General features: G+C 54.1%; 10 protein-coding genes. 1 reads left to right on the top strand and 9 read right to left on the bottom strand.

What is annotated here, in order from left to right; all coding sequences use genetic code 11:
* Window positions 1-111 precede the first annotated feature (111 nt).
* Both BT142_RS03445 and BT142_RS03450 read right to left on the bottom strand, forming a co-directional pair.
* Complete coding sequence (locus tag BT142_RS03445; RefSeq protein WP_072416813.1) at window positions 112-1,986, bottom strand: PTS sucrose transporter subunit IIABC; 1,875 nt, start codon at window positions 1,984-1,986, stop codon at window positions 112-114.
* A 168-nt stretch (window positions 1,987-2,154) separates the two neighbouring features.
* Window positions 2,155-3,150 (bottom strand): LacI family DNA-binding transcriptional regulator, encoded by a 996-nt coding sequence (locus BT142_RS03450; protein WP_072416814.1) that lies wholly within the window; start codon window positions 3,148-3,150, stop codon window positions 2,155-2,157.
* A gap of 259 nt (window positions 3,151-3,409) precedes the next feature.
* On the opposite strand from BT142_RS03450, the gene BT142_RS03455 reads away from it, so the two are divergent.
* Window positions 3,410-4,123: a sugar transferase gene (locus tag BT142_RS03455; RefSeq protein ID WP_084659309.1), complete on the top strand. Its 714-nt coding sequence runs from the start codon at window positions 3,410-3,412 to the stop codon at window positions 4,121-4,123.
* Between the two features lie 805 nt (window positions 4,124-4,928).
* Here BT142_RS03455 and BT142_RS03465 read toward each other — a convergent pair.
* From BT142_RS03465 to BT142_RS03495, 7 genes are all read right to left on the bottom strand, one after another.
* Window positions 4,929-6,524, bottom strand: a complete 1,596-nt coding sequence (locus BT142_RS03465) for a peptide chain release factor 3 (RefSeq protein WP_072416816.1) — start codon at window positions 6,522-6,524, stop codon at window positions 4,929-4,931.
* A 254-nt stretch (window positions 6,525-6,778) separates the two neighbouring features.
* A complete protein-coding gene (locus tag BT142_RS03470) occupies window positions 6,779-7,009 on the bottom strand; it encodes a hypothetical protein (protein WP_072416817.1) in 231 nt (76 codons plus the stop codon).
* 83 nt (window positions 7,010-7,092) lie between these two features.
* Window positions 7,093-8,085, bottom strand: a complete 993-nt coding sequence (locus BT142_RS03475) for an HD domain-containing protein (RefSeq protein WP_072416818.1) — start codon at window positions 8,083-8,085, stop codon at window positions 7,093-7,095.
* Window positions 8,086-8,109: 24 nt separating this feature from the next.
* Window positions 8,110-10,596 (bottom strand): LTA synthase family protein, encoded by a 2,487-nt coding sequence (locus BT142_RS03480; protein WP_242871908.1) that lies wholly within the window; start codon window positions 10,594-10,596, stop codon window positions 8,110-8,112.
* A gap of 176 nt (window positions 10,597-10,772) precedes the next feature.
* A complete protein-coding gene (locus BT142_RS03485; RefSeq protein WP_072416819.1) occupies window positions 10,773-11,285 on the bottom strand; it encodes a hypothetical protein in 513 nt (170 codons plus the stop codon).
* Between the two features lie 75 nt (window positions 11,286-11,360).
* Window positions 11,361-11,978 (bottom strand): sporulation protein YunB, encoded by a 618-nt coding sequence (locus BT142_RS03490; RefSeq protein ID WP_072416820.1) that lies wholly within the window; start codon window positions 11,976-11,978, stop codon window positions 11,361-11,363.
* 102 nt (window positions 11,979-12,080) lie between these two features.
* The gene (locus tag BT142_RS03495) at window positions 12,081-13,022 is read right to left on the bottom strand and encodes a transketolase family protein (protein ID WP_072416821.1); all 942 of its coding nucleotides are present in this window, start codon (window positions 13,020-13,022) and stop codon (window positions 12,081-12,083) included.
* Window positions 13,023-13,035: the final 13 nt, after the last annotated feature.

Below are 13,035 nucleotides of genomic sequence, written 5' to 3' on the forward strand. Positions count from 1 at the left end.
TCGCTTCACTGCTTCCGCCTGTTCAGAGGTTTGTCCGCGGCTGCCGTTATTATTCAAGAATCGGTATTACATTTTGCGTATTGAAGCTGGTTTACGGCCTGCCGCAGATGTTCACTTGGTGGTGCTGATAAGTTCGTCGAGCAGATCAACGTGTCCGTCTGCCATGAGCGAAATATCCGAATAATCGTCTGCATTGGTGATGATAACGGGAGTGATGGTCTTATAGCCCTTGCTCTCGATGAGATCCTTGTCGAAGCTGATGAGAGTCTGACCTCTCTTGAAGCGTTCGCCGTCGCCAACGTGAGCAGTGTAGCCTTCGCCGTTGAGTTCAACGGTATTGATGCCGATGTGTATGAGCATCTCCATGCCGTTGTCAAGGGTGAGGCCTACAGCGTGGTGAGTATCGAACAGCATTGTAACTATGCCGTCAGCGGGAGCAACTACCTTACCGTCGATAGGCTCAACTGCTGCGCCCTTTCCGAGAACTTCGGTCGCGAAGGTCTCATCGGGAACGTCTGCCATAGCGATAGCCTTGCCGCAAAGCGGAGAGTATACGATAGTGTCGTCAAATTGTCTGCCTGCGGTATAAGCCGCGTTCTTTTCTATCTTGTGGTCAACGTCGTCCTCTTCGTCCTGATACAGGAAATAAGAGATCACGAAAGCTACTACAGCCGCGATGATGAAGGTGAGCAGATAGCCGACGAAAGTCTCGGTAGTGATAAGGAATCCGAATACGCCTGTAACGCCGTTAGCGGTAGCGTAAACGCCTGTCAGCGAAGCCGCAGCCGCGCCGCACGCGCCGCCTATCATACCAGCGATAAGGGGCTTTACGAAACGAACGTTTACACCGAAGATTGCGGGCTCGGTGATGCCGAGGAATGCGGAAAGGGATGCGGGAAGTGCCAGCGACTTGATCTTCTGCTGCTTGGTCTTGAATGCTACTGCGAGTGCAGCCGCGCCCTGTGCAACGTTTGCAGCGGTAGCGATAGGCATCCAGGTGTTCTTTCCGTCGTCAGCGAGCATCGCAAGCTCGATGGCATTGTACATATGGTGAACGCCTGCAACAACGGTAGGTGCGTAAGCGCCGCCCATGAGGAATGCGCCGACGCCGAAGGGGATAGCGATAAGTGCCTTTGCTCCGCTGAGTACCCATGTCTCAAGCTGCGAGAATACAGGACCGATAACGGTCATGGTAAAGAAGCCTGTAACGAGTACGGTAACGAGCGGAGTAACGAACAGGTCGATGACCTCGGGAACTCTCTTGTGAAGCCATTTTTCCAGCTTCGACATGAGGAGGACAGAGATGACTACGGGGATAACGTGACCCTGATAGCCCGTGTTCTGTATATTCCAGAGACCGAACCAGGACCAGAGGGTCGAGGTCTCAGCGCCTGCTGCCGACCATGCATTGATGAGACTCGGGTGGATCATTATCATACCGATGACCGCGCCGAGGTAGATGTTGCCGCCGAATATCTTCGCCGCGCTGACCGCGATGAGTATCGGGAGGAATGTGAGAGCTGCATTGGAGAAGATGTCCAGCAGCCCGAAGAGATGCGAACCTGCCATTTCCGGGAAAGCCTTCGACAGACCGCCCAGCAGTCCGCAGAGAAGACCCGTAGCCACGATGGCGGGGATGATAGGAACGAAGATGTCGCCGATGGTCTTTATCGCACGCTTGTAGAACGGACCTTTTGCCGCAGCTACAGCCGATGCGTCATCCTTCGAGGCAGCTTCCACGCCCGAGAGCTTGATGAACTCGTCATAGACCTTGTTTACCGTGCCGGTGCCGATGATGACCTGAAGCTGACCCGCAGCCTCGAAGACACCCTTAACGCCTTCAACGTTATCGAGCGCTTTTTTCTGCACCTTGCTGTTGTCTGCAATAACGAGTCTCAGTCTCGTTGCACAATGGGCTGCGCTTACAATATTGGTCTTGCCGCCTATAGCGGTAAGTATCTCATACGCGCACTTGTTGTAATCCATAAAATCAACTCCTTAAAAAGGTCGCGGTCTCGATGCGGTCTTACGCCCAGCATCGGATTTGTATCTTAAATAGATTATAACACACTATTCCTGAAATGTCTATTGACGGACTGCGAGAATTTCACACTTTCATTCAGTTGGTTTCACACAGTTTCATACTCACTTTTGTCAAAAGTCGCTAAATAGCGTACTTTCTCTCTCGATAACAGTATAGTCGAGCCGAAGCGTCCTGCTCACCCCGTCGCCGTGGCGCAGGTCTCTCAGCAGAAGCTCCGCGGCATTGATGCCCGAAGTCTTGTAGTGAAAGTGCGCCGTGGTCAGCGAGGGGGCGGACACCCTGCCGAACTTGCTGTCGCCCACCGAGCACATCATGATATCCTCTGGTATCCTGATGCCCGACTCACGGCAGTAGAGGACTGCACCCAGCGCGATGGTATCGGTGGCGCAGAAGATGCAGTCGGGTCTGCTCCTGCCCGAAAGCAGGTGCTTCGCCTTTTCGTAGCCCGAGTCCATGTTGAACTGTGCGGTCTCAAAGAAGTGCGGATCGACCGTGAGACCTGCATCCCTCACAGCCGCGTCGAAGCCGTCACGCCGAGCCTTCCCTGCCGCGAGGTCTTCAAGCGTAACGCCGATAAATGCAGGCTTTTTCGCGCCTTTCCCGAGCATGAGCGAAGTCAGTGCGTAAGCCGCGCCGTAGTCGTTGTGGCACACGCAGTTGAAACCGCTCAGCTCCTGGCCGACTATCACCACGGGCACCCTCATCTTTTTCAGCACCGACATATGCAGTTCGGTGAATATGGTCGCCAACAGGATAACGCCGTCAACGCGGTTGTTGTGGAACAGGTCGAGCGACGCCACCTCACGCTTGTAGTCGTTGGCAGTGTTGACCAGCAGCAGCTCGTAGCCCTCGGCTTCGAGCACATCGCTGATGCCCTCGACCACCCTCGCGCAGCTCTCGCTCGACAGCTTCGGGATGATGACCCCGACCAGCTTTGTCACGCGCTTTTTCGACGATCTGGCGGTGATATTCGGGGCGTAGCCCGTCTGTTCAATGGCTTTTTCGATAAGTTCGCGTTTGTCGTCACTGAGGTAGCCGTTATTGAAGTATCTGCTGACAGCCGACCTGGAGACACCCGCGATCTCTGCGAACTCTGATATGTTCATATGAAACCCCCTTATGAAACCGATTCCCATAATCACATTATACCACATCCCGTGCAAAAAATCAAGCCCAAAAAGCACGACATTCTGTATAATTTCCCAATCACTTTTTTGTTGACATTTCTTTTGCTATATGATATAATAAAAAGGTAAGCACTGTAACGCAGGGTTTACGTGACTGTCGAACCGTTTACGGCAAGACACGACAGCAATTCTTTGGTGTACAGGACAAGCAGCGAAGTGTTTTTTTGAGGTGATACCAATGCCGCAGACAGCCATAAGACGCCTGCCCGAGACCGAGCAGCGCGCCGAGATACTCATGACGAGGGCGAAGAAGCATGATGATACAGTTCCTCCGCTCGATTTCGTGTATGAAGAAAAGCCGCTTTACGAAGGCGCGAAGAGACTTTTCGACATCATCCTGTCGCTGACGGCGCTGATACTGCTGTCGCCTGTTATAATGATAACGGCGGCTATGATAATGATCCGCGACCCCGGCAACCCGTTCTTCTCGCAGGACAGAGTCGGCAAAAACGGCAAGCATTTCCGCATTTACAAGATGCGTTCGATGTACAAGAATGCGGAGAGTGCGAAAGCGGCGCTGATGGCGCGTAACGAATCTGAGGGCTGCAACTTCAAGATCAGGCAGGATCCGAGGGTGCTGGGCAAGCTGGGCAAGTTCATCCGCAGTTCTTCGATCGACGAGCTGCCGCAGCTGCTGAACATACTGAAAGGCGAGATGTCGTTTATCGGGCCGCGTCCGTTCATCCCGAGGGAGCAGGAGCAGCTGACAGCTGACAGACTGCTGGTAAAGCCCGGGCTTTCGTGTTACTGGCAGGTAAACGGAAAGAATTCGCTTTCGACAGAGATGAGCGAGTATTGTGACAGGAAGTACATTATGGACAGGTCTATCATCACCGACCTTGGAATCGTGATGAAGACGCTGTATATAGTAATGAACAACAGAAATACGTAAAACCAAGCGGTGTTCGTAAAGAGCACCGCTTTTTTTGCAAAAAGCAACAACGTCCCGACCTCGCCAGAGACTCAAAAAGTTTAGGAGGGGTCTGGGGAGACCCTTTTCAAAGGGTCCCCCAGCAGGGGCTCGGGGACGGCGTCCCCGCCAAGGGAATAAGGCTTTGAAGCCAAAGCGCACCAACATCCCCCCACCAACATAAAATCGGCAAATCCCGAACCAAACATCCAAAAAGGCGCAGACCCAAAAGTCCGCGCCTTTCTCTAAAGAACAATAGATTTGCCGATTTTATTTTCGCGAGAGAGCGCAAGCGATTCGAGTGAAACACCCCATCGCACCGAAGGTGCGACAAAGCTACATCTCAAAGCACTCGGTTTGTGCAGTTCGGAGAAATCGCTGGCGCGATTTTGGGGGCTTTGCCAAAAGTCGCTTCGCTCTTTTGGCAAAATAAAATCGGCATTTCACGCTTCGAGGGTTTGTTTGAACTCGTCTTTCATGTTGAGTTCTTTTCCTCGGGTTTTCGGGAAATGCCGATTTTATTTTTGGTCGGGGCGTTTGTGCGCTTTGGCTTCAAAGCTATGTTCCCAGGGCGGGGACGCTGTCCCCGAGCCCCTGCTGGGGGACCCTTTGAAAAGGGTCTCCCCAGACCCCTCCTAAACTTTTTGAGTCTCTGGCGAGGACGGGACGGAGACTCTGTCCCTGAGTCACTGTTTTGGGAGCCTTTGTAGCCGTGCGCAGCTAAGGCGGGGGTCTCCCTCCCTCCTAAACTTTTTTCTGCCCTGGCGAGGACGGGACGTGGGTTGGGTTACTGTAATTCTCCTCTGCTGAATTCGCTCAGCTCAAGTCCCTCATTTCTCTCAAGCGCCCAGCGGATGTTCCACTCGCTCGTGAAAAGTAACAACGGACGCTCCCTCATGTCATTCACTACCTTCGTGTCGGAACTCAGCTTCAGATCCTTCGGCTCGGCAGGCGACTTGTCTATCCATCTGATGTACGAATATCCCAAGCCTTCCTTTATCATGTCCACACCGTACTCGTTCTTCATGCGGTACTCAAATACGTCGAACTGGAGCACGCCGACAACGCCGACAATGACTTCCTCCATGCCCAGCAGCGGCTCGCGGAAGATCTGTATCGCACCTTCCTGCGCTATCTGCGTGATGCCCTTCACAAACTGCTTGCGCTTCATCGTGTCCTTCGAGCGGTAACGCATGAAATGCTCGGGCGCAAACGTCGGGATGCCCTCGAACATGAACTTCTTCGATGGTGCGCAGACCGTGTCGCCGATCGAGAAAATGCCGGGGTCGAACACGCCGATGATGTCGCCTGCATACGCTTCGTCAATGATCTCACGCTCCTGAGCCATGATCTGCTGCGGCTGCGACAGACGCATCTTCTTGCCGCCCTGAACGTGCAGTACGTCCATCTCCTTGTCGAACTTGCCCGAGCAGACACGCAGGAACGTGATGCGGTCGCGGTGCGCCTTGTTCATGTTCGCCTGTATCTTGAACACGAACGCCGAAAAATCGGGCGAGAACGGGTCGATGACTCCCTCGGTAGAGGTTCGCGGCATCGGCGGCGGCGTCATTTGCAGGAACTTTTCGAGGAACGGCTCAACACCGAAATTCGTCAGCGCCGAACCGAAGAACACGGGCGAAAGTCTTCCGCTGTGTACCGCTTCGAGGTCGAGCTCGTCCGACGCGCCGTCGAGAAGCTCGATGTCGTCGCGCAGAGTCTCGTAGTTGGTGTCGCCTAGTATGTCAGCGAGTGCGGGGTCGGACAGGTCAGCCTCGTTCGCGCTGACCTTGTGGCTGCCGCCCGTCGGGTCGAACCATATAACGCGGCGGCTGTTTCTGTCGAACACGCCCTTGAAATCCTTGCCCGAGCCGATCGGCCAGTTGATGGGGCAGGTGGGCATACCAAGCTCGTTCTCGATCTCGTCGATGAGGTCGAAGGGGTTCCTCGCCTCACGGTCGAGCTTGTTGATGAACGTGAATATCGGGATGTGTCTCATGGCGCAGACCTTGAACAGCTTTCTGGTCTGGTTCTCGACACCCTTTGAAGCGTCGATGACCATGACCGCCGAGTCAGCCGCCATAAGTGTACGGTAGGTATCCTCCGAGAAGTCCTGATGACCGGGAGTGTCGAGGATGTTGATAACGTGGTCGGCGTACTTGAACTGCATTACCGAGGACGTTACCGAGATACCTCTCTGCTTTTCTATCTCCATCCAGTCGGAAACTGCGTGACGGGAGTTTTTCTTGCCCTTTACAGCGCCTGCCTGTGCGATAGCACCGCCGTACAGCAGGAACTTCTCGGTAAGTGTCGTCTTACCTGCGTCAGGGTGAGAGATGATGGCGAAGGTTCGCCGTCTGTTTATTTCTTTTTCGAGTTCTGTCATATTTTCCTCCGTTTATTTCGTGAATACATACATTGCTATTATAGCACGCTATCCTCGGGAAATCAATGGATATTGTGTAAATATGAGCCATAGCGCAGCCCGAAAACACCGTGATACCGCGAAAACAAACGCAGTCCTCAGGGCGGCGTACACCCTGTCATCCCGACATTATCCCCGTACATGATCTTTTCCGCTCCTTTTCGCCGCACTTTTCGTTTCAGATAAAAACCTCTCCGACGGGGAGAGGTTTTCTATCATACGATCTTTGAACTTGTCTGAGTCAGCAGGAGCTGCTTCGAGAATCCTGTGTCGTCAATGATCTCAAATCTGCCCATAGCGATATCTGCGATCGAAATGGTCAGCAGAGACAATCCCTTGCGGAAGATCACACAGATGTGGCTGTAGATCTTCACCTCGTCAAAATCAGTCAGGATCGGTGCGCCGTTCTTCAGAAGCTGACCGTTCTCAAGATTAAAATGCTGCATTGTAAATTCACCTCCGAACGAGTGTCCTTTACTATTATATCACACTCTCCCGAAAAACGCAATAGCTTTCAGAGAAAAATCCCTCAGCCGCGGTCGGGTCTGTAGAAGCTCGTACCTATCAGGCGGTTCTTATCCGAGATAGCACCCGGCTCAAGCTGTGCGATATTCTTTTCATACATATACATTTTCGCGTCGAGGTCGTCTATCATGCTCAGCACCAGCGCTTCGGGAACAGCGGGCAGCGTTATCGCGTCGAATTCCTTCTTGCCGTGGTGTGAAGCTATCAGGTGTTTGAGCAGCCTGTACGCTTCCTCTTCAAGCTCGCCCTCGTAGGTCAGCCTGAACTCGTTGAGCATCTCGATACCGAGCAGCAGGTGCTCGAACAGCACCCCGTCGGAGGTGTAAGCCGCCATCCCCAGCTCGCTTGTGGTCATCGAGCGGAGCTTGCCGATGTCGTGTATCGCAGCCGCGCTCACAAGAAGCTCGGCATCCAGTGCGCTGTAGACCTTCGTCATGCAGATGGCAGCCATCGCCATGCGGAAGCTGTGATAAACGAGACCGCTGCGGAGGTCGTGGTGCATCTTCAGCGCCGCGGAGGACTTTATGTAATCCGCCTTGTTCGCTTCAAGAAACGCGCAGACGAACTCGCCGAGGCCGCTCCTTGCACCGCATCTCTGTTCGGCGGTCTTGTCGGCGGAGTGGCGTATCATCTTCAGTATCTCGGCGTACATTTTCTCGGGGTCGTGAGGGGGCATCGGCACCAGCTGAACGAGTGCCGAGCTGTCGTTGCTTTCGAGCCTTATGTCCGAGAAGGTGTAGCTCCTGCCGTTGAAATCCGATACCTCGACCTTCGCGCTTATGACCGAGCCCTCGCGCACCGAAATGCCCTCAAGCTCCTCTGCCGTAATGCTGAACGCCTTGCCGCTGACCATAGCCTCGCCGTCCATCACCGTGATGTCGATGTAGGGCTTGCCGTTCTTCGCGACGCCGCAGTTCTTGTAGGACGCAACCGCCAGCGTCACCTCTGTGGTGCTCCCCTTCGCGATGGGGAGCGTGGATAATTTCACTTTGTTCATATCATCACCGCTGTGAGTTTCCCGTCATGCCGCCATCGGCCGTTTTCTGTCGGCAACAGTCGGCGGAGTAAAGGGTATATCGGCAGCCGAGCTGGACTCGTCGGTAGGTATCTGCTCTCGGAAGCTGCCGTCCTGTATCTTGTCGATAAGGTCGTAGTAGATTATCGAGTTCGATACCTCGATGCAGTCGGAAGCGTATTCCGCCCTGACCCTGATATACTGGTCGTCAACGACTCCGTCGTTCTTATGGAGCGCGGCGTTCGCGGCTGAGTAATCATTCTCCGCAAACTTGTACAGACCGTGTTTCTCGTCGTTGTACATGGGTATCGGGTCGTCCTTGTATTCCTGATTGCAGGAAGCCACCGCCGCAACGTTCACGTAATCCTTATGGTCGAAGTAGGTCTCCTTCTGAGCGTCGTAGTAAACGCTGTCGGTCATGAAGTTGCCGTTCGGGAAGATAACGATATTCTCTTCGCCCTCGGCTATCGAGAAGATGTCGTGACCGAGCGCGTAGTTGTTCGACCATCCGAACATATTTCCGATAGTCGGCTGGATATCGTACATACCCATCACGGTCTTTATCTCCTTCGGCTCATAGCCGCCGTCCTTCGACCAGATGATGAAGGGGGTCTTGCGGTTGAGGTTGTAGTAGAAGTCGTCAACGGGGATGTAACCGGGGTCGTCCTCGGTCAGCACCTCATCGGTGAAGGGGTTGTAGTTGAAGTAGTATTCGTACTGGTCTTCCTTGATCTTCGCGTCGTGGTCGCCGTAGAGCACCAGAACGGTATTGTCCAGCAGACCTGCCGCGTCAAGGTCGGTCATCAGCTGACCGAGAGCCTCGTCGGCGTAGTGGGCGCTCTTGAAGTAGCTGCCCAGCTTCTTGCCGTTGAGGAAGCTGCGGCGTACCTCTTCGTACATACCCGTTTCCTCGTTGTACTGCTTGAAGCGGAAGCTGACGTCGAAGTCGCTCACGCGCTCGATATCGGTGAAGGGGGTGTGGTTGGTGAGCATCAGCAGTGCGCCGTACCAGTTGCTGTAGGCGCCGTTGATCTCCTTTATCTTCGGAACGAGCTGACGGAAGAAGGACTTATCGGAAAGTCCGAGGCCTATCGTCTCGTCTATCTCGAAGTCGGTGGTGTAGTTATAGAGCCTGTCGTATCCGAGGGACGAGTGCAGGTTGAGTCTGTTCCAGTAGGAACCGTTGTTGCCGTGCATGGAGAAAACGTAGTAGCCCTGCTCCTTGAACTTCTTCTGCATGGTCACGTAGTCTCTGTCCCAGTAGTTTACGGCTACCGTACCGCTCGACGCGGGCATCAGCGAAGTCGCGAGGGTGAACTCACTGTCCGAGCTCGTGCCCACCGACTCCTGTGCGTAGAAGTTCGAGAAGTACAGGCCTTCCTTGGCCAGCTTCTGAAGATTCGGCGCAACGGGCTCGCCGTTGAAGTAGGTGTCGAGACAGAACTGCTGCATACTCTCACAGTGGATGACCAGTACGTTCTTGCCCTTGAATATATCGGAGTATTCGTTAGCCTTTTCCTTGGTCTTTTTCTTCTCCTTGACGGGAGTTACCTTGCCCGTGTTCTCGGAGTCGTTCTTCGATTCAAAGAACTCGTCGAACTTCTTCTTGCTCTCCTCGTAGCCGAACATCATGTTGACCTTAGCGTGTACCGAGCTGACAGCGTCGCTTATCTGGTAAACGTACATACCGAAGCTGGACATTACCGACTCTCTGTTCCACTGCTTCACAAGTCTTGAACAGTCGGTCTTTGTGAGCATGGTGGAGAAGACGAGTCCGCTTCCCAGCGCGAGTATCAGCGCCGAGCCTGCGTAGCCCGAGAGCACAGCCTTGCTCTGTTTCTGCATGGTGTAAGCCTTGCCGCGCTTTTTCTTGAGAAGTATGTAAGTCAGCGCAACGAATACCATCGGCAGCAGCAGCAGGAAGTCCTTGGGTCTGACGATGTTCGCAACAGCGTCCATAACGCCGCCCAGCTGTGACGCGGTCGAAGCCTGCGACACCGAAAGGAACGACTTGTAGTTGCGGTAGAATATCGAGTTGCCCGTGGCGAGTATCGAGAATATCACCGTCCAGGTCATGAGATACGCGAATCGCGCCTTCTGCTTCCTGAACAGGAATCCTACGGTGCCAATGACGATGACGGCCGTGAAGTCCGCGAGCATCGGCTTTACGACAGCCTTCACCATGTCGGCGGTGTTTGCGGCGTCGCCGAAGCGCACCGTGAACAGCCTGAGCACCAGCGAGTCGATAACGAGCGTTATGACGAACACCAGGAATACGGAATTGTTCACGATGAGATCCTTTATCCTGCCGAAAAATCCCGGCTTTTTCGCCGCCGCCGAGGTGTTATCTGTCTTCTCCGCCACGGCTTCGGACGAGGCCTTTTCAGCAGTCTCCGCCTTCTCTTCCGCTGTGTTTTCAACAGTTTCGGCGGCGGTCGTTTCTGTTTTCTCCACATCAGCGGAGAGCTTTTTCTTTTTGTTCTTCTTGCTCAATTTATGTTCTCCTTTTTGTATAATTCATCTAAACAACGTACTAATTATATTTTACTACAAACCGCCGAAAAGTCAAGGCAAAATGCCTGTTTTTCAGAACGATTTCACATTCGTAACAAAAAAATCACACACGTATCGCAAAGTTTTCTGCAATATACCGTACTTTCTGCCGACTCTCACGCACTGCTCTGCTGTTTCATTTTTCCGCATAGAAAGTCGAGGACGCCGTCTGGCATATCCGCTCTGTTCATGAACACCCGTGCGCGGTTGCCTGCGACTATGGTAACGAGGTCGTCCAGCTCGGGGACCTTCTGAACGTTCGGATAAGTTATCGTCTCGTTCCTGCCGCCCCCGTCCGAGAACACTATCCTGTCCTCATAGAATCGTATGCTTTGCCGAAGCTCTTTATCACCAGACCCGAACACCTCGGAGCATATCTGATTTTCCTGCCGCCTGCCTGCGGTGAATGCAGGGTAAGCCGCGAATCCGCCCACCAGCAGGCAGACTATCCATATGTACATATCGTCGAAACTGTCGAGGGTGAATATCTTATACAGCGCGAATGCCGCGGCACAAAGGCACACCGCCGCGAACACCCACGCCGCCCATCGGCGCTGTCCCGTGCGTATCCCTCGCCGAAGCTGTTCTTCTGTCACGCGGGAATCGACTTTAAATCTCGGTCTTTCCATGCCGCTGTCACATCCTCTCACCTTATATTATATCATATTTTTTTCATAATTTCAAGATGGAATTTTAATTTTCCGTCAGTTTCCCGCCCCGAAAAGCGGTCTGCCGACTATCACCGTATCCGACACGATATACTCGTCAGTGACCGTCACCGTCTGCGGTCTGCCGCCCAGCACCGCCAGTATCTCGACGTTTATCGCCAGCGTCAGCCGACATCGGGTCTGGTTCACGCCTGCGGTGGAGAACTCGCTTTCGAGCTTCACGTCCGCCGTCCCGTGCTGTTCGAGCCCTATCCTGAGCCTGTGACCCTTTCCGACCAGCGGCGCAAAACCCGTCAGCGTCCCGACTGGCACGCCGACCTCGCTGTTGTACAGCTCCGAGAGCGCGGCGTTTATCTCGCTTTTGAGTCTGTTCTCAAGGATGTTCACCGCGGCAGCGTCGGTCTCGGCGGAAGTGACGTTACCTTCTCTGTCGCGGCTGATGACGATACATTCTCCCGCGTCATCTCCCACCGCCCTGTTCACCGCCTCGGCGATGACCCTGTTGGCGTCCTGCCTGACCTCGAACCCGAGGACTTCCCGAGTGTGTGCGAGCATCTGCGCGTACACCGCCGCGCACAGCAGCGCTGCCGCCGCCACCGCTCCGCAAAGTATGTAAGACACCGTCACCGACCTGCTGCATCTGTCCGTCCGCATAGCATCGCCTCCCTTTACATGATAAGCGGCTGCCTGCGAATGCGTGAAAAAAATCGGCAGCGTCCGAAAACACTGCCGATGGATGCTTATCAGCTAAAGAGCTTACTTCACGAAGTCCTCAACGGTCTTTACGATGTTGTCAGCGCACAGACCGAACTCCTTGAGCAGGTCAACTGCGGGACCCGAGTGACCGAACTCGTCGTTCACGCCGATCTTCCTGACCTTGGTGGGGCAGGTCTCTGCGAGCACGTCGCAAACTGCCGAACCGAGTCCGCCGATGATGCTGTGCTCCTCAACGGTGACTACCTTGCCAGTCTTCTGAGCGGTAGCAGCGATGAGTTCAGCGTCGATAGGCTTGATGGTGTGGATGTTGATGACCTCAGCGTCGATGCCCTTGTCGGCAAGTGTCTTTGCAGCCTCGATAGCCTCAGCTACCATCAGACCGCTTGCGATGATGGTAACGTCCTTGCCGTCCCTGAGCTTGACGCCCTTGCCGATCTCGAACTTATAGGTAGCAGCGTCATTGAAAACGGGCACTGCCAGTCTGCCGAATCTCATGTAAACGGGACCCACATACTTGATAGCAGCCTCAACTGCGGCTCTTGCCTCAACGTCGTCAGCGGGGTTGATAACGGTCATACCCGGGATGGTGCGCATCAGAGCGATATCCTCGCAGCACTGGTGGGTAGCGCCGTCCTCACCAACGGAGATACCTGCGTGGGTAGCGCCGATCTTGACGTTCAGGTGGGGATAACCGATAGAGTTGCGCACGATCTCGAAAGCGCGTCCTGCCGCGAACATCGCAAAGGTGGAAGCGAAGGGTATCTTGCCGGTAGCCGCAAGACCTGCCGCAACGCCCATCATGTTAGCCTCAGCGATACCGCAGTCGAAGTGGCGCTCGGGGAACTTCTTCTTGAAGATGCCTGTCTTGGTAGCGGCAGCAAGGTCTGCGTCGAGAACGTACAGGTTTTCATACTTATCACCCAGCTCGGCAAGAGCGTTGCCGTAGCTTTCACGGGTAGCTATCTTCTTTACATCAGCCATTTTTACTCACCGT

It is taken from the genome of Ruminococcus sp. YE71 (assembly GCF_900119155.1).
GTDB lineage: Bacteria > Bacillota > Clostridia > Oscillospirales > Ruminococcaceae > YE71.

Bases quoted from the DNA above. Each gene is read 5' to 3' on its own strand.
- BT142_RS03445 (WP_072416813.1), bottom strand. From the start codon at position 1,986: ATGGATTACAACAAGTGCGCGTATGAGATACTTACCGCTATAGGCGGC.
- BT142_RS03450 (WP_072416814.1), bottom strand. From the start codon at position 3,150: ATGAACATATCAGAGTTCGCAGAGATCGCGGGTGTCTCCAGGTCGGCT.
- BT142_RS03455 (WP_084659309.1), top strand. From the start codon at position 3,410: ATGCCGCAGACAGCCATAAGACGCCTGCCCGAGACCGAGCAGCGCGCC.
- BT142_RS03465 (WP_072416816.1), bottom strand. From the start codon at position 6,524: ATGACAGAACTCGAAAAAGAAATAAACAGACGGCGAACCTTCGCCATC.
- BT142_RS03470 (WP_072416817.1), bottom strand. From the start codon at position 7,009: ATGCAGCATTTTAATCTTGAGAACGGTCAGCTTCTGAAGAACGGCGCA.
- BT142_RS03475 (WP_072416818.1), bottom strand. From the start codon at position 8,085: ATGAACAAAGTGAAATTATCCACGCTCCCCATCGCGAAGGGGAGCACC.
- BT142_RS03485 (WP_072416819.1), bottom strand. From the start codon at position 11,285: ATGGAAAGACCGAGATTTAAAGTCGATTCCCGCGTGACAGAAGAACAG.
- BT142_RS03490 (WP_072416820.1), bottom strand. From the start codon at position 11,978: ATGCGGACGGACAGATGCAGCAGGTCGGTGACGGTGTCTTACATACTT.
- BT142_RS03495 (WP_072416821.1), bottom strand. From the start codon at position 13,022: ATGGCTGATGTAAAGAAGATAGCTACCCGTGAAAGCTACGGCAACGCT.